Origin of the sequence: Paraglaciecola sp., assembly GCF_039943935.1 — a bacterium.
GTDB lineage: Bacteria > Pseudomonadota > Gammaproteobacteria > Enterobacterales > Alteromonadaceae > Paraglaciecola.
In genome coordinates, this window is sequence record NZ_JBDUZQ010000023.1 from 266,853 (window position 1) to 292,102 (window position 25,250).

General features: G+C 39.2%; 16 protein-coding genes and 1 pseudogene. 6 read left to right on the forward strand and 11 right to left on the reverse strand.

Going from position 1 to position 25,250, the window contains the following annotated elements:
- Nucleotides 1–54 precede the first annotated feature (54 nt).
- Entirely contained in the window at nt 55–921 is an 867-nt protein-coding gene (locus tag ABJD71_RS16035) for an MYG1 family protein (RefSeq protein ID WP_348171677.1), read from the reverse strand.
- A 186-nt stretch (nt 922–1,107) separates the two neighbouring features.
- A complete protein-coding gene (locus ABJD71_RS16040) occupies nt 1,108–1,677 on the reverse strand; it encodes a TetR/AcrR family transcriptional regulator (protein WP_348171680.1) in 570 nt (189 codons plus the stop codon).
- 138 nt (nt 1,678–1,815) lie between these two features.
- Between ABJD71_RS16040 and ABJD71_RS16045 the strand changes: the two genes are divergently transcribed.
- Nucleotides 1,816–2,862, forward strand: coding sequence for an efflux RND transporter periplasmic adaptor subunit (locus ABJD71_RS16045; protein ID WP_348171683.1), 1,047 nt, complete (start codon nt 1,816–1,818; stop codon nt 2,860–2,862).
- Nucleotides 2,862–5,906, forward strand: a complete 3,045-nt coding sequence (locus ABJD71_RS16050) for an efflux RND transporter permease subunit (protein ID WP_348171686.1) — start codon at nt 2,862–2,864, stop codon at nt 5,904–5,906. Before ABJD71_RS16045 ends, ABJD71_RS16050 begins: the two co-directional genes overlap by 1 nt.
- Nucleotides 5,907–6,014: 108 nt before the next feature.
- On the opposite strand, the gene ABJD71_RS16055 is transcribed toward ABJD71_RS16050, so the two are convergent.
- The 5 genes from ABJD71_RS16055 to ABJD71_RS16075 all read right to left on the reverse strand — a co-directional run bounded on the left by ABJD71_RS16055 (nt 6,015) and on the right by ABJD71_RS16075 (nt 16,364).
- Nucleotides 6,015–7,199 carry a DEAD/DEAH box helicase gene (locus ABJD71_RS16055; RefSeq protein ID WP_348171689.1) on the reverse strand — a complete coding sequence of 395 codons (1,185 nt, stop codon included), beginning with the start codon at nt 7,197–7,199 and terminating at the stop codon, nt 6,015–6,017.
- Nucleotides 7,200–7,226: 27 nt separating this feature from the next.
- Entirely contained in the window at nt 7,227–7,904 is a 678-nt protein-coding gene (locus tag ABJD71_RS16060) for a hypothetical protein (protein ID WP_348171692.1), read from the reverse strand.
- A 239-nt stretch (nt 7,905–8,143) separates the two neighbouring features.
- Nucleotides 8,144–10,507: a TonB-dependent receptor gene (locus tag ABJD71_RS16065; RefSeq protein ID WP_348171695.1), complete on the reverse strand. Its 2,364-nt coding sequence runs from the start codon at nt 10,505–10,507 to the stop codon at nt 8,144–8,146.
- Between the two features lie 297 nt (nt 10,508–10,804).
- The gene (locus ABJD71_RS16070; protein WP_348171698.1) at nt 10,805–13,051 is read right to left on the reverse strand and encodes a heparinase II/III family protein; all 2,247 of its coding nucleotides are present in this window, start codon (nt 13,049–13,051) and stop codon (nt 10,805–10,807) included.
- A 271-nt stretch (nt 13,052–13,322) separates the two neighbouring features.
- Nucleotides 13,323–16,364, reverse strand: coding sequence for a TonB-dependent receptor (locus ABJD71_RS16075; RefSeq protein ID WP_348171701.1), 3,042 nt, complete (start codon nt 16,362–16,364; stop codon nt 13,323–13,325).
- 688 nt (nt 16,365–17,052) lie between these two features.
- Between ABJD71_RS16075 and ABJD71_RS16080 the strand changes: the two genes are divergently transcribed.
- The 4 genes from ABJD71_RS16080 (at nt 17,053) to ABJD71_RS16095 (ending at nt 22,371) form a co-directional block, all read left to right on the forward strand.
- Complete coding sequence (locus ABJD71_RS16080; RefSeq protein ID WP_348171704.1) at nt 17,053–18,510, forward strand: mannitol dehydrogenase family protein; 1,458 nt, start codon at nt 17,053–17,055, stop codon at nt 18,508–18,510.
- Nucleotides 18,511–18,525: 15 nt separating this feature from the next.
- A complete protein-coding gene (gene uxuA, locus ABJD71_RS16085; protein WP_348171707.1) occupies nt 18,526–19,722 on the forward strand; it encodes a mannonate dehydratase in 1,197 nt (398 codons plus the stop codon).
- A 212-nt stretch (nt 19,723–19,934) separates the two neighbouring features.
- Complete coding sequence (locus ABJD71_RS16090; RefSeq protein WP_348171710.1) at nt 19,935–21,185, forward strand: Nramp family divalent metal transporter; 1,251 nt, start codon at nt 19,935–19,937, stop codon at nt 21,183–21,185.
- Nucleotides 21,186–21,294: 109 nt separating this feature from the next.
- The gene (locus tag ABJD71_RS16095) at nt 21,295–22,371 is read left to right on the forward strand and encodes a class I mannose-6-phosphate isomerase (protein WP_348171713.1); all 1,077 of its coding nucleotides are present in this window, start codon (nt 21,295–21,297) and stop codon (nt 22,369–22,371) included.
- Between the two features lie 93 nt (nt 22,372–22,464).
- Here the strand turns inward: ABJD71_RS16095 and ABJD71_RS16100 are convergent, their stop codons facing one another.
- The 4 genes and pseudogenes from ABJD71_RS16100 to ABJD71_RS16115 form a co-directional block, all read right to left on the reverse strand.
- Nucleotides 22,465–23,547, reverse strand: coding sequence for a polysaccharide lyase family 7 protein (locus ABJD71_RS16100; RefSeq protein WP_348171716.1), 1,083 nt, complete (start codon nt 23,545–23,547; stop codon nt 22,465–22,467).
- 84 nt (nt 23,548–23,631) lie between these two features.
- Complete coding sequence (locus ABJD71_RS16105) at nt 23,632–24,120, reverse strand: gluconokinase (protein ID WP_348171719.1); 489 nt, start codon at nt 24,118–24,120, stop codon at nt 23,632–23,634.
- 13 nt (nt 24,121–24,133) lie between these two features.
- Nucleotides 24,134–24,574 (reverse strand): divalent metal cation transporter, encoded by a 441-nt coding sequence (locus ABJD71_RS16110; protein ID WP_348171960.1) that lies wholly within the window; start codon nt 24,572–24,574, stop codon nt 24,134–24,136.
- Nucleotides 24,575–25,167, reverse strand: a pseudogene (locus ABJD71_RS16115) (DDE-type integrase/transposase/recombinase).
- Between the last annotated feature and the right edge of the window lie 83 nt (nt 25,168–25,250).

A 25,250-nucleotide genomic window follows, 5' to 3' on the forward strand; every position in this document is an offset into this window, starting at 1 on the left:
GGAGCAATAAAAAAGGGAGTCAATTGACTCCCTTTTTTGTCAGGTTGTTAAATTCTACTGAAGGGCAATAGATGCCATCTTCATGGTGCTTTCGAAGGACTCTGCTCCGGCAATAAATAACCCATTATGACAAAACATAGCATCAGCAATACCAGTGGCTTGCTGTAATGCTTCATCTGATAAGCCTGCCCATTCTTTTGGTAGAGACTTTCTGTTTTCAAAAGAGCCTGGTTCAATAGGTACTGTTTGGATTCTCCATTGGCCCGTATCTGACGGATAAATAACATACAGCGCTTGCTCTGATAGGGCATGAACTGTTTTTTTCCAAGGGGTGTATTTTTCTAACACAATTACTCGTGGGTCTGCGGCGTTTGCAATGGCTTCGGCCACGATAGACTTGGCATTAATCCCGCCACTCGCTGCTGCAATAAAGCGTTTTAAGATGCGAGATGCAAAGGCAACGGCTTCATTAAAGCAGTCGTCATACTGACTGTCTTCTTGCCATGTGGGGTTGAACATCGAAATGGTTTGGCTAAGGCTAATACCTTCTGACACACCTTCTGTGTACCCACAATCTATAGCATCAATAGTTGAGACTAGCCCTGCATCAATGGCGTCGGCCACTTCTTGGTTTCCTTCGCAAAGTGCTAAGCCGTATTTTTGCCAAATTAAACCAAAGGACGAAAAGGGGATGCCATTTTCACGGGCGCCAGCGCCCCCTCGTTGATGGTGGTCAAACCGCCCTGCATCCGGATCATACTCTCCGCCTACATCTATTACGATATCGGCCCTGGCTATAATGTCTTTGTGGCGTGTACGTACCAAGGTAAAGTTTGGGTAAACATTTTTAAGAGTGGCAACGCTAAACACGTCATCAGCATGAAAATTACCACTGTGGGTAACTATAGTTTTATCTGTCATTGTGGTGTGGCCAAGTAAAAAGGAATAGGACGGTGTAGAGGGACCGCTTCATTTAGGGTGTTATTTACTAATAAAAATCACTAAGACGATTTTATACGAAAAACCTAGTTAAAAGCAGTGAGTCATAGTGAATTTATTAAAAACAATTAGTTTTGGTGAGTAAATTGCCCGGCTCTCTGGGTTAAATTAAACGGTGCAAGATACTTCATAAACGTGCAGGGTTGTTTTTACAACTTGATTAGGTTCAGCCGCAGAACTCGATAGCATGATCCCTTCAGCTAATAGCTGTATATTTGTGGCTAGGGTTTCGCAGTCTAAGCCAATCTTCTTGAGACAAAGTTGTTTGTCTTCGATAGCTCGTTGTAAACGTGTTTGAATCGCATGTCTTGTTTTAATCCGATTGTGTTCTAGTAAGTCGTGACAATGGGAGTGGCCTGCTAGGATCAAATCTGACTTAATCATCGCATTAGGAATATTGTCGAAGATTTCTGTGCAGCGTCTTGCTAAAAATTCATAGGTGTCACACCAAAATAATCCAGTCTTATTGGTATATATTTGAATTTCAGTATCTTTTTCTAATAAAAAGTTTTCTATTGTGGCTCTAAATAGCTCCTCTTTTGAAGAAAATTGTTTGTGAATTGTCACTCTAGATACGCCAGAGTAACGGCTGATCATAGCAATACTGGATGCACTATAGCCGTGTTGAAAGAAACACTCTTTGGCTGTATCGAATATTTTTTGGGTACTTTTTAGCATCTATCTCTGCCTTAGTCTAATACCGCTAGTTTACCTGAAATAGTTCATTTTTCAATTGGGTTTACACTTAGTGTTAATGTGTTAATATTGCGCCCAGTTGATTGATACTCAATTGGCAAATTTTTTGGGGAGAGTAGGATGAAACAATTGATTTTTATAGGTCTGATAATTTTGTGTCAGAGTTGTAGTGAGTCAGAGGTTGTTGAAGTAAAAGAGGAGCCGTTAGTGGTACAAACTTTTACTGTGGTGGAGAAACCAATCAATGATGTTTATGAATTTCCTGCTGTTGTATCTGTTGTTAAAAGTGTTGAACTTAGGTTTGAAGTATCAGGACGCTTGATTGCAACAGACTTAGTTAAGGGCCGAAAAGTTCAAAAAGGTCAGGTGTTAGCTCAAATTGACCCTCTTCCCTATGAGCGAAAAGTAAAAGATAAAGAAGCTAGGCATGAACTAGCCAAAAACGATCTAAAACGTATCGATGCGTTATATAAAACTGGTGGGGTATCACCTAGTGCGTACGATAACGCTAAAACACAATTCGAAACCACCTTATTAGATCTTAATAACGCCAAACAAGACTTAAGTTATACCAAAGTAACAGCCCCATATGATGGTTTTGTATCTGACAGATATGTTGAAATTGACAGTTATGTTCAGGTGGGCTTGTCTATAGCGACAATACAAGACCGTTCTAGTTTGTACTTTTCTTTTGATGTTCCTGAACGAGTAATGACGCTTAATAAAGGCAATAAAGATGTGGTTGCAACTGCCCGTATCGTGGGTATAGATGACCAAGTCTACCCTATTCATTATGTTGAACATCAAGCCACTCCTGATCCTATTACACAAACTTTCAAGGTGACATTTGGCATTAATAATGCACAAGAAACTATCTTTAATCCTGGCTCAAGAGCCATGGTGAAAATAGAGAATCAGGCAACCAAAAGGAACGTGATTACGGTTCCTATATCTGCTGTATTTGGTGATGCAGAGTCAGGATTTGCTGTTTGGTGGTTTGATGAAGAGCAAAATAGGGTGACTAAAAAAGCAGTGACTGTTGACGCAATCTTCGACAAATATGTTCTTATTGGATCGGGGGTAGTGGCTGGGGATAGGATTGTGTCTGCTGGTATTACTAATATGAGAGAAAATCTACTCGTTCGTGAATACAAGGTAGCGCCATAATGGATATTGCTCGTTATTCTCTTACAAGGCCTGTCAATATATGGTTGTTAGCCATAGTTTGTATTATTGGAGGCCTAATCGCCTTGGGCAATATCGGGAGGCTAGAAGATCCCGCTTTTACTATTAAACAGTCGATGATAATGACTTATTATCCTGGGGCAAATGCTGAAAAAGTTGAAAAAGAATTAACTGAACAAATTGAAATTGCATTGCAGAAAATGCCGCAGTTGAAACGTTTGGTTTCAACTAGCAAACCCGGTGTATCGCAAATTAGAGTTGAAGTACTGTCAACCTACAATACTGAAGAGTTACCTCAAATTTGGGATGAGATGAGAAAACGTTTAAGAGACCTTAACTCTTCTCTACCAATCGGTACGTCTACACCTTTGGTGATTGATGACTTTGGTGACGTGTATGGTTTGTATTATGCGCTTACTGCACCGGATTTTTCACCTTATCAAATTAGAGAATTTTCTCGTGTTATTCGTAGAGAATTACTGACTATTGATGGTGTAGCAAAAGTCGATGTTAACGGTATTTTAGAAGAAGAAATTGTTGCGACTTTTGATACTTACCAAATAGCAGGACTAGGTTTATCGTTTCCAGATATTACACAACTTCTCAGTAATAATTTGCAACCTTTTACAGGGGGCAGGTTATTGGTAGAAGGCAAGCAAGTTAGGATTTCTCTGGCGGATTCTACAAATAGAATTGATGAGATAAGAAACTTATCCATTGTTCTACCTGGAAATAATGCATCTATAAAGCTACGAGATATAGCCGAAATTAGCATTCAACCTGTAGAAATTCCACAAAGTATTATGCGCTTTAATGGTAAGGATGCCATTAGCTTTGCCGTCTCAGCCAAGTTTGATGTAAACATAGTCGATGTGGGTAAGAAAGTTAATCAAAAAGTCGACGAGTTAATTAAATCTCTCCCTACAGGGATAGTAGTAGAGCCATTATATGACCAAGCTGGAATTGTAGAAGAGGCTGTAGATGGTTTTATACTCAATTTAGAAGTGTCTGTGTTAGTTGTGACCTTAGCTTTATGTATTTTTATGGGCTGGCGCTCGGGTGTAGTAGTAGGGGTTACCCTACTGATTACTGTGCTTGGTACAGTATTATTAATGTGGTTGAGTGATTTACGATTACAACGTATATCTTTAGGTGCCATGGTCATAGCCATGGGGATGTTGGTGGATAATGCCATTGTAGTCGCCGAAGGTATGATGATGCGCATGGCTAAAGGTAAATCCGCTTTGGAAGCAGCAAGTTTCATAGTTAAGCGAACCCAGTGGCCTCTACTTGGGGCTACCATAATCGGAATTATGGCGTTTTCTGGTATAGGGTTGTCAAATGACGCTACAGGAGAGTTTTTATTTTCACTTTATGCGGTGGTATTGATTTCGTTATTACTGAGTTGGGTCTTCGCGGTTACCTTAACTCCTTTATTAGGCAAGTATTTTTATAAAGTTGGTGAAGAAACAACTACCGAGCCTAAGTTATCGGTTCTATCTAAAGGGTATTTGAGTTTTTTAAAGTTAGCCTTACGTTTTAGGTGGGTGAGTTTGGCAGTACTACTTATTATAACCATTACTGCATATGCAAGCTTTGGCATGATAAAGCAAGGTTTCTTCCCTCCTTCAAATGCCCCCGTGTTCTTTATTAATTACTGGAGCCCACAAGACAGAGATATTCGTGAAACAGAAATTAATATGGTTAAAGGTGAAAAAATCATATTGTCTGATGACAGTGTTTCTTCGGTTGCTAGTTTTGTGGGGCGCGGTGCCGAGCGATTTACCTTGCTGTATGGCCCAGAAATGCCAAATGAGAGTTATGGGTTGTTTTTGGTCAGGGTTGATAATGCGGAGGACATTGCTGCAACCGCTGAGGCGTTAGCTAAAAAGCTACAGACTGTAGACCCAGATGGTCATTTCTATGAGAAGGTGCTTCAGTTTGGTCCTTCTGCTGAAGCTAAATTGCAAACGAGGTTTTCGGGCCCTGACCCAAAAATACTGCGAGAGCTCGCCGACCAAGCTAAAAATATTTATATTGAAGACCCCTCAATTATCAGTGTTAGGGATAATTGGAGAGAGAAAGGTTTTAATTTGATCCCTCAATATGATGAAATCACTGCAGGTTTAGCAGGAGTATCAAGGTTAGACTTCTCCGAAGCAATTCAATTTGCTAGTAGTGGTTTACGAATTGGCCAACTGCAGTTTGGTGACTACTTATATCCGATTATTGCTAAGAGTCGCTTGCAAACTGAGCCTGATTTATCAGACATACAAAATAGTTTGGTTTGGAGTAGTAGCCAAAGGCGATATATTCCATTTCAGCAGGTATCCAGTGGCATTCAGTATGAAAGCGAAGAGCTGTTAATTCAAAGAAGGGATCGTGTACGTACCATTAGTATATCCGCTGAGCCCGGGGCAAATGAAACCGCGGGTGCTGCATTTGCTAGAGTAAAGCAGCAATTAGAAGACATTCCTTTACCCGTTGGTTACGCATTAGAGTATGGGGGCGAATATGAAACCGCAAACGAAGCACAACAAGCGTTAGGCGCTGGCTTGCCATTAGGTTTTTTGGTGATGTTTTTAATTAGCGTGGTGTTGTTTGGGAGAGTACGCCAACCACTAATCATTTGGTTAATAGTACCAATGGCCATAGTGGGTGTCGTTGCTGGTTTATTAGCAGCTGATATGCCGTTTGGGTTTATGTCTTTGTTAGGTTTCTTAAGTTTATTTGGCATGCTGATAAAAAATGCCATTGTGCTGCTAGAAGAAATCGATTTACAAATCGGTGAAGGTAAAGAACCATTACATGGTTTAATTGAAGCGAGTGTAAGCCGTTTACGCCCCGTCGCTTTAGCCGCGATTACAACCATTTTAGGGGTGATGCCACTCTTATTTGACCCGTTCTTTGCAGATATGTCGGTTACTATTATGGGAGGTCTTGCCTTCGCAACCTTGTTAACTTTGGTTGCTGTACCGGTATTTTACAGCTTATTTTACCGAATACCTTTTAGAAAAGATTTTTAAGCGTTAATTATTGCTTCAAAACCTTTGGGCTGGCGTAGGATCTGTGATTTACGCCAGCACTCAAATCTACGTTTGTATTGGCAATTAAATTTTATCTTGTTTGATAAATTAAATACGTTTGTTTTTAGGCACGTAATTTAAAATAGAAATGGGCACTGTCTTTTTAACTTCAAATCCTTCAAAGGTTTTTCTCGTTATAACATGGCCAACACGACTTTCGATGGCACACAGGTTTCTAAAGTTATCTTTAGCTACAAATGAAATAGCTTCACCTATTGCTCCAGCTCTGCCTGTTCTGCCAATTCTATGAATATAATCTTCAACTTTGTCAGGTAAGTCGTAGTTTACGACCCGTGATAGGTTTTCAATATCTAAACCACGGGATGCGACACCAGTGGCGATTAAAAATTTAATTTTTCCAGACTTAAAGTCCGCTAATATATTCTCTCGGACTGCTTGGGTTCGGTCACCATGAATACTTTCTGCTGAAATACCTCGTTTTGCTAATTGACTCACTAATTTAGCGGCACCTTGTTTGGTTTCAATAAAAATAAGGGCTTGTTCCCATTCTTGTTCTTTAATGAGATGGCTTAATAAAGCTGATTTATTACCTTTATCAACCGTTACTAACCATTGTTCAATTTTAGCTGCGGTGGTTTTGCCTTGCTTGATCGATATTTCAACAGGCTTGTAGATAGAACGTTTGGCTAAGGTGCGTACTTCGCTAGAAATAGTCGCGGAAAAAAGCAGATTTTGACGATCTTCTGGCAGGCGTTCAATAATTTTATTTAAGTCGCCAATAAACCCCATATCCAGCATTCGATCGGCTTCGTCTAGAACTAAAACTTCAAGTTCATCAAAATGTAGTGAACGTTGATGAGCAAGGTCTAAGAGGCGGCCAGGTGTCGCTATAAGTACGTCAATGCCGTTAATTAAGCGCTGTTTTTGTTCAGATGAATCAACCCCTCCATACATCGCCATGGTGCTTAGGCTTATATCTTGGCCATAGGTAATAAAACTCTTTTCAACTTGCACTGCTAGCTCGCGAGTAGGGACTAGAATAAGCGCACGAATACGTTTACCCCTTAACTTACGTTTAGTATCAAGCATTTGTAGAATCGGTAAGGCAAAACTTGCTGTTTTACCTGTGCCCGTTTGTGCCGCAGCTATCAGGTTTTCTCCTGATAAGATAACCGGAATGGCTTTTTCTTGAATAGGGGTAGGCTGGATGTAACCTAAATCAGTTATTGTTTTTAAAATAGTTTCTGATAACTGTAATGCTGAAAATGACATGCTTTACCTTATAAATAGAATTTGCTTCTAAAGTTTTCTTGCTAAAAATATAGTGGGTTGTTTGCCTTTTTTCGAACCGGCTTGGACATTACGTGTATCCACTCTAAAGCCTATTTTTTTTAAACGTAGCGTAAATAAATAGTCAGCCTCGACAGCCAAAATGGCTAGCATGCCATTTGGGCCTAATGTGTCGTAACTATCTTTGAGTCCATCTTCAGAATAAATCGAATTATTGTCTGTTGGGTGAAGACTTTTGGGATCATGACTAACATTAAGTAAAATGGCATCGTATGTGGGTTTTCTGGTACTTAATAACTTTTTTATATCACCAATATGAACATGCGTGCGTGGGTCTTGTAGTGGGTTGCCCGCACATTGTCCTAAAGGGCCTTTATTCCATTCGACTACTTCAGGTGTTACCTCAGAAACTGTCACTTGGGAATCAGAATTGATGGCTTTTAGGGCGGCTGTTAGGGTATATCCCATTGCTAAACCTGCTACCAATACATGTGCGTCGTGGTGAGGTTTAATATGCGCGCAACCTACTTGAGCCAGTACTTTATCTGAATTATAAATTCGGCTATCTATTAGTCCGCCACGTTTACCTAACTTCTTTATCGTGAATTCACCACCACGCTGGGAGAGCTTTAATTCACCGCCATCGTTAGGGATTTTTGCTGTGTCTACAAGAGACCATGGGATCATAATGTGGGCCTAATAAATCTGTATGCTTTAGATATTGTGTAAACGCATACCTTACCATAAGCCTTGAGGTGTGAGCCGATGATTTCGAAGCTTGGGTGTTGCTATTCTGATATTTATTAGTTTGTAAGTGTATTCACCATAATTGGCTACTCAGCAGAGAGTTAATCGTTCTGTTGGTGAGTAGTAAAAAAGGCACCAATGTTGGTGCCTTATTATAGGTTTAGTGCTTGTGGTGTAACTTAGTGACCAAATGATATGGAGAAGTCTATACCTACAAATCTAGGCGGCCCTGCTACAAAGGTTGGGTTTCCAAAACTACCGCCAGTATTACCGGCATCAACTAAATACTCTTTGTCGAACAAATTGCTAGCGTTCAAACTGAGGCTCCAGCCACTCTCTTGATTAGTAATACCAATTCTCGCATTAACTAAACTGATTGCGTCTTCGCTGATATCTAAACCTGAAATAGGGGCATTATCTGGTTCAAAGTATATGTCTGAGCGATAACTGTAGATTAAAGAGCCCATCAAGTTATAGTTGTCTGACAACTCTTGGTAGTAAGACACTCCGGTACTCGCTGTCCATTCTGGTTGTAACCTAAAACGATTACCCGCTAGTTCGCCATTGGCACTATCGTCATCAATTGTGGCGTCTATGTAAGCCAAGTTCGCAAATACGTCAAAGTTATCACCCATAAGCGCTCTTACTTCTGACTCGAATCCAAAGTTTGTTGCAGAGCCCGCATTGGCTGTAAAGAAGTTACCTGCATCGTCTTGTTGGGTGACTTGAAAATCAGAGTAGTCTTGATAATAGACAGATGCAGAGTAAGTAACTGAGCGATTTAGTGCTTGGCCTTTAATACCTGTCTCAGCATTCCAGATTATTTCTGCTGGCACTAGCGTTACGTCAGCCACAACATTGCCATCTTCATCTGTTGTAGAGCTTACATCTAATACTTCAGAACGACGGCCTTTTGAGATAGTTGCGTAGATATTGGTGTTATCGCTTAGTTTATAAAGCATATTAAAGCGGGGTAACCAGTCGTTAAACTTATCTGTTGCTTCAAGTACTACACCATCGGTATTAACGACTGGTAGTAGTGGAGCTGGAGCGCCTATTAACGTTAATATGAGTGAATCGGGTGCAACAGAGCTATAGCCACTGGTTTTTTCTTCAGAGATATATCGTAAACCGGCAGTGATTTCTAAGTCTTTGGTTAAAGCGTAGGTAAAGTCAGCAAAGGCTGATAATGAATCTGTTTCACCAAAGTTACTGAATACTGCGCTGTATGGAATTTCAGAATAAACTCCTTCTGTTAATACGACACTAAGTTGATTAACAGAGCCATCAGCATTAATACAAGGGAGGCCTGTTCCTAGAACACCTAAGCAATTTAAGTATATAGATTCTTCTGTGCTAAAGGGAACGGCTTGATTACCGTCTTCGGTAAAGTAACTAACACCCGCTATGGTGGTTAACTTCTCACCGGTGTGCAGTAATCTAAACTCTTGGCTGAATTGATCACCTTTAGCATCTTCTGCGAATTCTAAAAACCACGCTTGAGTGCCGTCTGCATCAAATATTTCTAATGAATCAAAGCTACGAGTCGCTGAAACAGAGGTAAATGTAAGGCTGTCAGACATTAACCATTCAACGGTTAGGTTAAGATCATCTGTTGTACGATCTACTCCTAGTTTTTCTGCACCTAGTACTTCAGCTGAGTAGGGGCTACCTGATAACTCTACGAAACTAAAGGTGCTGGTATCGCCACCCGTAGGTGCATAAAGTCCATTTTTGAAAGATGTTCCTGAGTCTTGGTTTTCTTCATGTGTATAGACCAAATCGGCAGTAATTGTCTCTGTGGGTAAGAAACGTAGAGATGCGCGATAAGCTGTGCGTTCGATGGCATGCATGTCGTCTTGCTGCGTGCCATCAGGTGATTGTGAGTTAGCGTCGCCAGCTATATTTTCGATATAACCATCACGTTGGCGGTAGCTAAGTGCAAACCTGCCCTGAAGGGTTTCATTTCCGCCTGTAACATAACCTTTCACTTGTTTGGCTGAAAAGTTACCTGTGCCAACCGTAAAGGCTGCTGAGAAATCTTCTTCTGGTTTATTCGTGATGACACTTAATGCACCTACAGAAGCTGCCGTCCCAAACAAAGTCGCTTGCGGACCCTTAACAACTTCAACTCTTTGAATATCAAACATTTCAAAGTATGAGCCTCGAGAACGAGAAATATCTGCACCATTGTAATAAATAGATACTCGTGGTGAGGCTTGAGAAGAGCCACTATCTGAGGTGATACCTCGTATAACAAACCCTGGGTTATTTGGACTTTGTTCTTGAATGACCAAGCCTGGTGTAATTTCAGAAAGAGTATCCAATTCACCCACACCAATTGAGTCTAAAAAGTCACCGTTATATGCGCTGATACTCGCGGGTACATCTTGTATTGATTGCACCCGTTTCTGGGTTGTCACGGTAATTTGTTCTATTTGTTGTTCGCTGGTTTCTTGAGCGTAGAGGTGAGCGCCAAATATGGAGCTAATAAGTAAAGACAATTTGCTTAATTTTAGTCTGACTGCTTGGGGTTTTTTCATTATATTACTTCTTTGTTTGCTAGGTTACGTTTGTCCTTGAAGGATGCAAAACTAAGAGTTTTGTGAGACGTTTCCATGACAGAAAAGTGACATTATTATGAATTGACGACTATTGTTAAGCATTGTTTAGCTATGAAAGCTAGGTTTTAGGATGGACCATTTTGCGATGGGGAGTCGCAAGTAACAGAATATGAATGGCAATGTAGAGAGAATTTATTGCTCTATAAAAAAACCTCTAAGTATCGAGTTGGATGATACTTAGAGGCTTGTATTAGTAAAATGCTTTAGTAACAAATATTACTTTTTAGTGAAGTAATAAGGTCCTTTCCAGCGGTATGTTTTTCCATCAACTTTCAACTTATGTTGTTTAGACATGGAAGCATTGGTATTAGACAAAATAAAGATATTCGCATTTCCTTTTAGATCTTTTATAGATACTGCTGTGTATTTTGACGTATCCAATTCCACTTTAAGTTCATCTATGCTGCTATTGGAGTTAACTGATAGTTCTGATACAGGGCTGTAACTGCCATGAGGTTCAACCACAGATACAAAGCTAGTGTCTGCTGTGTTATCTCTGCGTATCATTAAAGCGGCTTCTCTGCGCAGGTTAAAGTCTGGATCATTAGCACCCATACGAGTAAACAATAACTCGTCACCTTTATTTGTTGCAGATGTTAATGTGTAGTACTTGCCTTCGCCTAACCAAGAAAATTGTGTGCTATCACTTGATGGTTTGCCTTTGCCTTCAAGGTAAAGGTGTTGATAACCATTTTTCTTACCTAAAGGCTTTAAGGTTTCAGGTGACTCATAATCAAAGTTGTCACTTAACACTTGGCCCATAAAGTAAAACGGAAAATCATATTGGTTTTTCTTGTCAGCTTTAACTTTCATAATGTCTAACAGAAATGGTTTCTCAAACCCGTCAGTTTTAATGATTGCCATTGTACGATGCAGCTCAGTGCCAGGGTAGGCATTGGCTTCGGTGGCACTGACAACTTGAACATCTTTGTTTGAATCATCATAAAAATACAAATCTGAATGGTGTTGGCTAGCTACCTGATACTTGCCATCAAAATGCATTTCTTCATTTAGTGAAATAGTGTTGTGAGCGATGGTGGTTTTAGCCCAGGTTTTGTTTTCTTTTAAATAGTTACCACCGCCTTTTTGACCAATATTGACAAATCTAGCTAAACCATAATCTTGTATAACTTCATCTCCTTTTTCATATAAAGAGAACGAAAGTTTGTCATAGTGGCCGTGACTTAAGCCTTGAGCTGCATATTTAAATACTAAGGTTAGGTCTTCATTACCATGCCTCAAAACTCCAACACCGCCCTGATCACCGTTTTGGCCATCAGTTAGGTTAAGGGAATTCTTAACGAACGGTTGAGCTTTACCATCACGAATACCCATAGCTACAGCAAGGCCTGATTGGTCTAGTAATACTTCATTTTGTTTTTCAGCAATACTTAACAGCTGTGGGTTTTTATCACCATACTGGTAGGCTATATCAACTGCCGTCACTAGTGCAGGAGTGAAGTACGACATGCCTTTCTGTCCGTCGTTTAATGGGAAAAATTCACCATCAGCATCGGTCAAATTCAACAGTGCATCCACCCCTTTCAATAACACATTGTCTTTATGTGAAAATACTTTCATTTCTGGTTTTACATTGTTCATGGCTAAACCAAAAATTAGGAATGGATACATGGCATAACGCTGGTAGTAAGGGCCTTCTGTATAATAGCCATCAGGAGAGAAGGGGTCTTCTAAGTTAGCAAGAAAACCTTTCTTTTGGCCTGCAACTTTAATTGTGCCGCCGTCGTTGTCTACGCCGCCAATTGGTAGACCGTCATCTTCGATTCCGTATAAAGCTCTGTCTAGTAACTCTTTGTCATCCATTACTAGGGCTATCATACCCACTGCGGCATTACCCCAAGTACTATGATTATGAACACGATTATAAAATTTAGGGTTCTCTAAAGAAATGTAATCAGCAAAGGGTCTAAACAAGTTATTCTCTAACTTATCTCGCTCTTGCTCTGACAGTGTGTCGTAAATCGCATCATAGGCTTGAGCCATATAAACCAACCAATTACTGTCGTTTAGGCACTGCCAAAATAACTTACCTCTTGCATAAGAGCGCTCTTGTGGGTGCACTGGTAGGTCTTTGTACATGGCCTCGTATTGAAATAACATGTCGCGAACATATTTAGCGTACTTGTCATCTTCTAAAATTTGGTAAAGTGCACCTGCTTTTTGAGCGATAAAAAAGTTTAATTTATGCCTTTGGTGAGTGTATCCACCTGAAAAGTCTTTTGGGATAGGGGTGTCAATACCCAAAGCAATTTCTGCGTCTACTTCTTTTTTTACGCTTTGTACTGAAGCGTCAAATAAAGGTACATTACCTAGATTCTTTCTGACCTTTTCCATACCCACTTTGGTCATTATCAAGTTGGGATGTTCCTGCGCTTGAACTATAAGGGGGGTTGTCAATGTCGCTGCCATTAACAATAGGGCAGAGATTTTCATTTTGCTCATCAGCAGTAGCTCCGGTTTTATTTAATGTAAGGTATTGTCTCATTTTTTAGCAGGTGAAAAAATTCACTTAATGATTGTTATTAGTGACTTACCTATTAGGTAAGCTGTGTGTAATCTTATCATTTAAAGCCAAAGTATTGATGAAAACTTTAACTTAATTAATGGGTTATCTAACGTATTTAGTGCTATAAAAATGCTAACCCCAGCAGTAGCTGGGGTTAGTTTTGTACTTTTGAATTATTCACAAATAGTGAATATTGTATGCTGCACCTTAGAAGCGGTAGCTAGCTCCAAATGTAATACGGCGGTCTGCTAAACCTTGGAAACAAAGAATTGCACCTTCATTTACACAAGATTGAGTTACGCCTGCTTTATTTAAGTTAACTGCTTCAACACCAAGATTTAGCTGCTCGTTAACATCATAGCTAACACTAGCATTAAGCTGGCCACGGTCATGTGTATAAACTGGGAAGCCTAACGTTGAGTTACGTGATGCACCACCAGCTGTATCATCTGTGCGGAAAGCCTCACGCCATGTGTAACGAAGACGAGCAGACAAACCAAACTTTTCATAGTATGCAGTAACGTTATATGCATTCTCTGAGAAGTCTAAAAGCCCTTGCACTGCTGTAACTGATTCAAAATCTGCATCATTATAAATGCCGTTGATTGCATTGAAAATGTCAGTACCACGACCTGCAGAAGAGTTTACAGTAGAGCCGCCTTTATATTCTTGAATGGTATAGTTAGCCATGAAACCAAAACCAGATGCCCAACCTAAATCATCTTCAAATGAAGATAAGTCATATTGAACAGCCATTTCAATACCCGTTTGAGTAGTGGTTGCAGGGTCATTTATTTGTGTTTGCTTGTCAACACATGCACCTGTTACACCTAATGGAGCTAGGAAGTCGTCGCCCTCGGCTACTGGGTTGTATATTCCACCGCTAGCACATGTTGTATCGGTAGTTGTAAAGAATCCGTTTGAATCTCTCAAAGCAGAGTCTAGCGTTGACACAAATAAGTTACCAATCTCTTTGTCAAAATAACCAATACTAACCACTGCTGCTTCTGCGAAGTACCACTCGGCAGAAATATCTAAAGTAGTGATTTCTTGTGGCTCTAAACCAGGGTTACCAATTGATACTGACTGATTAATGTTAGCAGGGAAAGATACTGATGTATTTAAGTCTGAAAAATCAGGGCGGCGAATATCTTGGCCCCAACCTAAACGAAGCACAACGTCATCATGAGGAGTTACAACAAGGTTAAGTTTGGGAAGTGTGAAACTATAATCACCTGAAATGGTAGTTAATGTATCCCCAGCGTCAGTTATTGTATTACCTGTTGAGTCAACAGTAGTTTTAAGATGCCTAACACCAATGTTACCTACTACATAATCAAACTCGAAATTTGCTTGAGCATAAAGAGCCTGAGTTTCTTCAGAGATACTGAAAAACGCTGAAGATGAAGGAGATAAAGATGATAAATCAGGTGACGAATCGTGTGCAATTAGCGCTGATTCTAATGTTTCTAGAACAAAATCTGGGTTGTTGAACGCTAAATCAGGGTCAATAATAATAAAGTTTCGCATTGCTAGTTCACGACCGTCAGCATCGCCAAAGTTGCTTGGGCCTTCTACTAATAATTCAGAGAACAAAGAGCCACTTGGGCTATCAACCATCTTGCTAAAGCCACCAATTCTATCAGTAATTTGATTAAACGTACTGTCTCGTTTACTTACGCGAAATCCAAAGTCCACTGAAGTTACAGGTGATTCCTCTAAATAATAAGTGAAGTCAGCACGTAACGCGTCTAGTGAGTTATTTGTTTCATTACGTCCAACATCTACTTGGTCTAGCACTACATTATTAGGGTCTAATAATTCAGCTACAGTAGGAGCAAATGGAGAATCAAAGTTTATACCAAACGTTAACGCACCACCTGTTAAATCATAAATGAAAGGCACCGCATTATCGTTGCTTGTATCTGAAGTGATGTTTCCATCATCGTCAAGTCCATCTAATGGTGCATTAGGATTTATGAAATTTAATGTAGTACTTAGATTGGGGTTAGTAGTATCCGAACTAGCTGAAGAAATTTCAAAGCTAGCAAATAAATTGTCACCTTGCCATTCACCACCAATACGCACTAAAGATGTATCAGTTAGGCGAGCACCAGTATCACTACTAAACCTTAAGTTAGGATCATCATCATCTTTTGCTAAATCTGGTTCGATAGTACCGCGCACTGCAGCCTGAATGCTGCCAAGCTCTACACCATCTAGTGAGCCATAGTTAACCGTTTCAAATTCAGTAGGTAAATTTTGATTAAGTACAGAGCTGACACCAGAACCTTGAACTCGAGTACTATCTTGACGACGCTCTTGGTCAGTTAAAAGAAGGTCAACGAAGAACTTCATATTGTCATTAGGAGCATATTCAAAAGTAGTTGATATGTTAGTGGTTTCATATTCGAAGTTTTCGTATTCTTGGTTTAAAAATTGAATGCCAAGGAAGTCAAAGTCTTGACACACCGGACGACTAGCTACATCTTCAACTTCGCCATCTCTTACTACTACGGCATCACAGTTTTCAACTAGACTACCATCACGGTCAACACGTGGTCTGAAAGAAGATGATTCCTGTTTAGTTAAACTACCACTGAATACGAAACCAAATTTCCCGCTATCCGTGTCCCAGTTGTTCCCATATACAGCTGAAAAACGAGGCTGGATACCGTCTGTAGTTAAGCTACTGTCTTCACCTTGAACACGAACGTTAATTAATTGTTCGCTTAGCTCTAAAGGTCTAATTGTACGTAAGTTAACTGTACCACCGACAGAACCTTCAATGGTTTTGGCGTCAGAAGCTTTTGCAACTTCAACACCAGCAATAATTGAAGCTGAAACATCTTCAAAACTGATACCGCCACGCCCTGTACCAGCACCAACAGTTTGAACACCATTAATTAATACATTATTTGAATTAGAACCACGAATTTGAACACCTGTACCGACACCAGCTGTTCTTGTAATTTGAATACCTGTTACGTTTTCAAGTACTTCTGCTAAATTTTGGTCTGGAAGTTTACCAATATCTTCAGCTTCAATAACTTCTATAAGATTGATTGACTCACGTTTTTCTAAAAGAGCGCTTGTTAAAGAGCTACGAATTCCTGAAACTTGAATAACTTCATAATCGTCAGATGCTTCTACTTCTGCGGTAGTTTCTTGAGCATTAACAACGGATGGGATGTAAAGAGCTGTTGCTGATAACATCGCTAAAGTAATTTTCGATAATTTATGTGTCATGTGTGTCTCCTTGTGCAATGTAAGAGTTAAGTGTAGGAGACTTACATTGCATAGTTGGTTTTAGTTTCAACTTTATAATAACAATATTCATATTGAGTTCGCTTTTGTCACATGCGGATTACAAAGCTGTTACAAATTATCCATGAAAATTAATATTGGTCAACCTCTAATCCCCTGTAAATTACGTTTTTTAACATATTCTGTCTTACCAATATGGTATTTTTGGACATACCAATATTATTTCTATTTAGTTTGATTGCTGTAAACTTCTTGTTTTTCAATGTCCTGGGGGGTTTTGCTATTTTGTTTGAACTTTCTTGAAATTGATTTTGTAAACAAGAGGTTAATTTATATATTTTATCTTATAACTTTTAAGTTGAGTAATTGTTGTACATATAGGTAAACATTATTTTTACATTAGCAATGTTTCGTCATTATTTCTGTACTAAAAGTGTTCATTTTAGGTTGCGCTTGCTTAAAAAATAAACATGAATTTAAGTGGGGATCTTAAGGTTTGTTAAAATTCATTTCTTGTGAAACAAGATTGAGTTAGAATTTCTGTTTGTTGTATGAATGATTCTTCATTTAATTGCTTACAAGCCCAATTAAATAATCAAGGAGGCTCTGAGCTAGCTTATAACAATTTTCACCTTGCTCACTTTAGGCTGAGCAATGCAAGAGGAAGTGGATGAAAGAAGAACAATTAAGCGTACTTAAGTTATCTGAGATTAATAACGACGTAGACGTTCCAAGTTACGATTTGGCATCAATCACCTCTGGCATCGTTCATTTTGGTGCTGGGAATTTTCATCGCGCACACCAGGCCGTATATTGCCACTCTCTTTTAAATATGGGGGAAACGAAGTGGGGAATTACGGGTGTATCCCTTCATTCATCTGCAATGAGAGATAATCTTGTGCCTCAGGATTACTTGTACACAGTGGCGACGTTAGGTGGGTCTTTGAGTTTTCAAGTCATTGGGGTAATCCAAAAAATATTAGTAGGCCCTGAGAAACCGCAGGCGGTGATAGATATTGTGGCTGAAAAACAAACCTTATTAGTTACAACCACTATTACCGAAAAAGGGTATTACTTGAATAGTGGGGAAATAGATATTGATAATGAAGATATAGCGAATGACCTTAAATCTATTGAATCTCCAAAAACAACTTATGGATACTTGGCAGCTGCATGTATTAAAAGAAGCCTCATTGGGGCTGGTCCATTAACCATATTATGCTGTGATAACATGCAAGCAGGTGGTACTTCTTTGGAAAACGGGGTGAAGATGTTATTAGCGCGTCATAGCCCTGATACGCTAATTTGGCTTGCTGAAAATGTCGCTTTTATTTCATCTATGGTAGATAGAGTCACTCCAGCCACAGACCAAAAACTGAAAGAGAAAGTGGCTGCGAAACTTAACTTAATAGATGCTGCGCCAGTGGCTGCAGAGCCATTTAGTCAATGGATAATTGAAGATCGTTTTGCTGGTGTTCGACCGTCTTTTGATAAAGTAGGCGCGTTGTTTGTTGAAGACATCACACCTTTTGAACAGGTAAAACTTAGGTTTTTAAATGCAGGGCACTCGATGTTAGCATCTATAGGGTATTTAGCTGGTGACCAATATGTGCACCAAGTTTTACAACGACCAGCTATAGCTAGATTTGTTGAGAACACTTTAAAATTAAATGTCATGCCAGTTACACCTGTTCCAAAGTCGGTTAATAGCGAAGTATATATTGACCAAGTATTGGAGCGTTTTCGTAATAGCAATCTTCCCTACGCTGTATTACAGGTGGGTACGGATAGCTCTCAGAAAATTCAACAACGTTGGTTTCCAAGTATAGATAACGCCTTGATGGCTAATGGGGATTCCTCATATTTAGCTTTATGCATTGCTGCTTGGGTGTGTTTTATTCAAAAAACAATATTAGAAGGTGACCTAAACGACCCGCTTAAAGAGCAGTTTACTAACTGTGCTCTGATGCCTGCCTTAGGCAATATAGAAGATTTTTTATCTTTAGCCGGTGCTCAAAAATTTAAATTTTTTAACAATAGTTCTTTTATGGCTTCAGTGAAGCAATTCTGCAGTGATATTGTTGCAACAGATGTTGAACAAACAATAACTACTTTTATTAATAATTAAAATAGAGAAACAATTATGCGTGAATCTTGGAGATGGTTTGGTCCTAACGACCCAGTAACAATTGATGAAATACGTCAAACAGGCGCAACAGATGTAGTCAGTGCACTGCATGGTATTGCGACCGGCGATGTATGGACCATAGACGCTATTCGTGAACACAAGGCTCTAATTGAAGATTGTGAGGTGGGCTTAACACCTTTAATCTGGAGTGTGGTTGAAAGTATCCCTGTTCACGAAGATATTAAATTAGCCCGCCCGGGTCATGAGAAGTACATAGATAATTGGATTTTATCGATGGAAAACCTTGCTATGTGTGGTATCAAAACCATCTGTTACAACTTTATGCCAGTAATTGATTGGACCCGTACTGACCTTCAACATATGCTGCCAACTGGGGCATATGCACTGCGTTTTGACCAGAAAAAGTTTGCAGCGTTCGATCTATATATTCTTAAAAGAGAAAGTGCTGAAGCCGAATACAGTGAAGCTGAAATAATTGAAGCAAAAGAAGTATATGATGGTATGTCTGAAGCAGAGCGCATCCAGCTTACTAATAATATTATTGCTGGCTTACCAGGCAAAATGACAGACGCGTACGGAATAGAAGACTTCCGCGATATGTTAGCAAGTTATAAAGATATGGACAGTCATGCCTTAAGAGCTAACCTTTTCTCTTTTTTATCAAAAGTATTGCCACGTGCAGAAGCAAGTGGAGTGAAACTCGCAATACACCCAGATGATCCACCTAGAGATATGTTGGGCTTACCCAGAATAATTTGTACCGCAGATGATTTAGATATCTTATTTGAAGCTTTACCTAGTCCATCAAATGGGATCACATTATGTGTAGGTACATATAGCAGCCGCCCAGATAATAATTTACCTGTTATGGCGAAACAGTTTGGTCCTAGAATTCACTTTTCCCATTTACGTGGCGTAAGTCGTGATCCTGAAGAGCAGCGTTCATTTTATGAAGCCAGTCATCTTGATAGTGACATTGATATGATAGCTGTGGTTAAAGAGTTGCTGAACGAAGAATCAAGAAGAGCAACTCAAGGCTCAGACATGTTAGACATTTATATCCGTCCTGATCATGGACATCAAATGATGGGAGACATTGGCAAAACTGTAAATCCTGGTTACTCGGGAATAGGTCGTATGAAAGGACTAGCGGAAGTGCGTGGTGTTATTCGGGCTTTGTCTGCCATGTAATTGTTAATGTGTCTAGCTTACAAGTTAGTAGTTAAAATGGTCTTGTGAGCTCGCATTGAAATTCTTTGCTTATTAAGTAGTTATTTATAATAATAGATACAAATAATTAACAACTTTCACATCATTTTATCTTGTCCTAAATCGTTTTGATAAAAGAGGTTAGGGCCAATTAATGATTGCTCAGTTTGTCCACATTGCTGGAACCTTTAATAATGACAAATCTAAAAACGTTTTTTAAATCGCTTTTACCGGGCATCTTTTTGTTCGGCTTTACTGTTGGCACAGGTAGCGTTACATCAATGGCTAAAGCTGGTGCTGATTACGGTATGTCACTACTTTGGACGATATTTTTGTCTTGTGCCATTACGTACTTTTTAATTTCTTTATTTGGAAAGTTTACATTAGTCACAGGGTTAACAGCGCTTCAGTCTTTTAAAAGACATATTCATCCTGCCGTAAGTTTGTTCTTTATAGTGGCGCTTACAACTCAGATATGTGGCAGTGTGATAGGGGTAATGGGGATTTTGGCTGATGTTTGTTATGAATGGTCTAAAACCTTTATTAATGGCGGTATTAGCCCCTTTTATTTTGCTTTGTTTTTTATAGGGTTCGTGTACATCATTTTCTTAATCGGTAAAACAGAAGTGTTTGAAAAGGTACTAGCTCTATTTGTTGCCGTTATGGCGTTATGCTTTTTGATTAACTTTTTCATTCTTATGCCGCCAGCAATTGAAATTCTAAAAGGTATGGTACCAAACGTTCCTGATGCGAGTGCTAACAAAAGTTCATTTTTAGTTATTGCTTCTATGGTTGGTACCACTGTTTTTTCTGGTTTATTTATTTTGCGAACTATATTAGTTAAAGAAGCAGGTTGGACTCTATCTGACTTAAAAGCTCAAAATAGAGATGCACTGTTTTCGGCATTTTTAATGTTTATTGTCAGCACCTCTATAATGGCAGCAGCAGCTGGGTCCTTATATGTTAAGGGTATTACGTTACAAAATGTAACTCAGATGATTAACTTGTTAGAACCATTGGCAGGCGCTTCAGCAGTGGCTATTTTCACAATAGGATTAATAGCTGCAGGGGTATCTTCGCAGTTTCCTAATGTGGCTTTACTGCCATGGTTATTAGATGATTTTCATGAACGTAAACCTAATTTGAAACGTCCAAGTTACCGCGTAATGGCCCTAATAATTTCATGTTTAGGATTAATTGTACCAATATTTAATGCTAAGCCAATTGCTGTTATGGTTGGCTCTCAAGCGTTTGGTGCGTTGGTTTTACCCGCTACCGTTGCTTGTATTTTTTACATAGGTAATAAAAAAGGGTTAATGGGTGTCCACAAGTTTTCACCTCTAGTAAATGTGTCGTTATCTCTAATCTTTGTGTTTGCTTTGGTGATGAGTTACATGAGTTACATGAGTTACAACGGAATTGTTTCTATATTACAGACACTGTAATACACACAATTTTATTAGAGCTCTTACAATACTGTACGAGTTTTAATCATTTCTATAATCGGGTCCTTACTAAAAAAGTAAAGCCGTAAAATAAATGGGAGCCGTGTCTATGAGTAAAATTATTAAATTTGGTGCTAACCGTGTCTGGCGTACCTATCAAGGTGGTAAATTATTAGATGCCATCGAAGGAAAGGATCTGCCTGTCGACTCTAGCTTCCCTGAAGATTGGATTGGCTCTACAGTTGAAGCGCGCAATGTTGGTAGAGAGCATATATCTGAAGGGCTAGCCATGGTTGTAGGTGAAGATGGCGAGTCTATTCCTTTTCGTGAGCTTCTTAAAAATAATCAAGAATACTTCTTAGGAAAAAGTGGTTCAGAGGTACGTTCATTGGATGATATTCCTTTGGTCAAATATCTAGATAGCTCCACTCGTTTACATTTTCAAGCTCACCCAACCAGAGAATTTGCTAAAGAACGTTTAGGCTTACCTAGGGGTAAAACAGAAGCGTATGTTATTTTAGAAACCCGAGAAGACATAAGCGACCCTTATATTTATGCTGGCTTTCAGCGACCGCCCAGTCGCGAAAAACTTAAAGAGTGGATTGAGACGCAAGATATAGATTCTATCGAAAGTTGTTTTGATCGTATTCCTGTGAAGCCTGGTGATGTATTTCTATTACCGGGCGGCAGACCCCATGCATTAGGGGAGGGGATATTAATGTTAGAAATCATGGAGCCTTCTGATTTAGCCGTACGTTTTGAATTTGAACGTTGTGGTTACGAGATACCAGAAAAAGCAAGGTTTATGGATAGAGGCATTGAAACCGCATTAGACGTGTTTAACTTTGATCCTGTTACACCAGAAAAAACTGATGCTGAGTTCCGTTGCGAGCCAACTCTCTTGAGTTCAGATGGCAGTGGTAACAGTTTAGAAGAACTAATTGGTTCAGATAAGACGCCATGTTTTACGGTAAGAAGAGCATCAGTTAATGGCAGTTTTGAGCGAAAAGAGGAGACTTTCTTTTTCGGTATTGTGACAAACGGCTCAGGTTCAGTCAGAATTGGCGAAGACGTAATAGAGTTACAACAATGGGAGCGTTTTTTTTGCCCTGCAGGTATTACGGCTTTTGAATATCAATCTGATTCAGGTATGTCTATTTTAGAATGTTATCCAGGTAATACTTAAGGTTATTTCAACTAATAGAGTGGCTTTACTTTAGAAACGAAAAAGGGAAGTGGCATCGCCATTCCCCTTTTTGTAAAAGATTTTACTTATCAATTATTCTTTCGGTGCGGTCGCTGCACCAACTGTTAATTTCATAAACGTTACTTGGGCATAATCTCCATTTGCTTTATCCGTTTCCCAGTTACCCGTACCTAAACACGCAGGGTACCAAAATCCTGGTGCGTCTTTAATACTACACTGATCATAAGCTCCTGCCTTAAAGAAATTACCATCCCCAGTGTAACCATTTGGATGATCAAGCTCATCAACGTTACCATAGGCATCAACATTGTCAGCTAAGTTTATGGAATAGTTCACTGTGCCGTGGCGTTCTGTTGTGAAGGTTAAATACATGATGTTTTCATATACATTTACTTCATAACTGAATGTTTCATCTAAAGCGATGCCTTTTTCACCTGGTGCACTGCTATCTAACCAAGAGTTTCCCCAAACAGGGTAACTGATGTCTTTTCTATCTGGGTTCTCTTTTTCTAAATTACGCTCATAGTTCCAAAACACAGAGCCATATTTGTGGCCTGGCCATTTTTTGAAGTATATTTTTAATGGCTCATTACCATATCCGTATCCTTCACCTTCTGCCACAAAGTCTTTGTCTTTTGTTGCATGGATTTGTCCAACTACTACTGAATAAGCCGGTGCTTTTTCAATGTACTTAGCTCGCTTAGCGACGTGATTTACTTGTAGTGTTGCTTGTAAGTTACCGCCAATTTGCCCATATTTATCAGCGTCTTTATTGGCTCGAATGGTAAAATTGTTGTCGTATTTATCGCCTTTGTCTTTTAATCCTGCAACTACTTGATGTAACTCACTACGAGTATTAGAAGAATTAGGAGTAGTGAAGGCTTTATTAGGTGTAGTGAATACCAAATTTTCATTGGAATCTAAATAAAAGTAGTCTGAGTGTTGATAGGTTTGGATCGCTTGTGTGCTAACTGCATCTACCTTGCCATCATTGTTTATGTCTGTTGGAACAGTAATCTTCCAGTGAGTTAAATCAAATTTCTCAGCTGGTAATTTTGTATGTTTTGAAATATCTTCGCTAGAGTTACAACTAACAAGCGCTATTGAACTTAAGCCTGCCACTGTATACGCAATTAGGTTTTTATTGAAATTCATTATTAATACTCTGTCTATTTATATTGCAGTTAATTTGTAGGGGGTAAATAAAGCTAGTGGTGTTTTTAGCGCTTAGCCGAAAGATTATATATCTTGTAAGCGTGCTGAAACCGTATTCACTATCTCTTCTGGGGTTCCTTTTATATCAATTAACCATCCATATTCTGGTAATTCTAAAGTATTGAGTTGTGAGTCTAATAGGCTAGAGTCAAAGAAGTGTCCACTACGAGAATCTAAGCGTTCTATCAATAACTCACGGGATCCATTTAGCATAATCCAGTTTACTTGTGTATTTGTGGATGAAGCCAAAATTTTTCGGTAACTCTCCTTTAGAGCAGAACATGCTAACACGGCTCCTCCGTCAATTTCCCATGAAGCAATATGCTTAGCTAGAGACGCTAGCCAAGGTTGCCTGTCTTTATCATTTAAAGGGGTACCACTTTGCATTTTTTGAACGTTACTTTCAGGATGAAAATCATCTCCATCATAAAAAGGTAGTTCAAGCTTTTTTGCTAATTGACTCCCTATAGTTGATTTTCCAGTACCTGAAACACCACATACGATCAGGATCATTTAATTTCCTTTTTTATTGTCCAATAAGGGCGAGTACACCATTATACGAAATGATAACGGAGAAAAGAAATGCTAATCCCAATACAAAGTTGAGTAAATAACCTGCTGTGTGTTTAGCCATGATTTCTTTTTTATTTATTAGTAAAATAATACCCAAAATAACTAAAGGCAAAACAAATACGTTAAACACTTGTGTCAATATTTGACCTTTTACTGGGTTAAAGACCACCACAGGAATGGTAAGGGCAACAATGGCTGCAATACCAGTAATAATACGGAATTGTTTGGATTGAGTATCAAGTCTGCCCGAGCGGTAATCCTCAATTAAAAGAGGGGCAATTAACATACATGGGAATACAGAAGATAAACCTGCGGCAAGGGTACCAAAAAAGAACACTGTTAACGCGCCTTTACCAGCGATAGGCTCTAAGGCATTTTGTTCTGTACAAGTAATTCAGGACACTTTTCTTAATGAATTTTCCCATACTCTACTGGTAACAGATCACCATTAGTTGTATGAAGCCGCTCTAAATTGTAATAGCGCATGTACGCTGTCACATCATTTTTCATGTGCTCACGAGTTAGTTTCGGTATTTTCAATAGCCAATCGTGTTTTAAACTGCCAAAGAATCTTTCAACAACAGCATTGCCTTAACACGCCCTACATAACCCATGCTCGCTCTCATGCTATAGCTATTCAATAAATCCCAATATTGTTTACTGTTATATTGTGAGCCTCTATCGGAGTAAAAGACCAACCTTTTTGATGGTTGACATAGGTTGTTGGCTTTTATCATGGCTTTACTCACCAACTCAGTCGTCATGCGTTAATCAATATGCCACCCCACAATGCGACGAGAATGTAAATCCATCACATCGGTAACCTAAACTATTTCTGCTTTGCTCGAACAAAACTTTGGCTTTTCGATATAAATGCAGCTGCTCTACTTCGAACTTGGCTTTCCAATTATAAAGTAATTTATCAGTGATACTCAGAGAAGCCACCGCTTTAGATACGCTGTAGCCTTGGTCAATAATTAATGCCACGGCTTCTTTTTTATATTTAGCTGTATAGCTTCAGTTTGCTATTTTTGTCATTTTACACCTCAATAATTGGATTATAATCCATT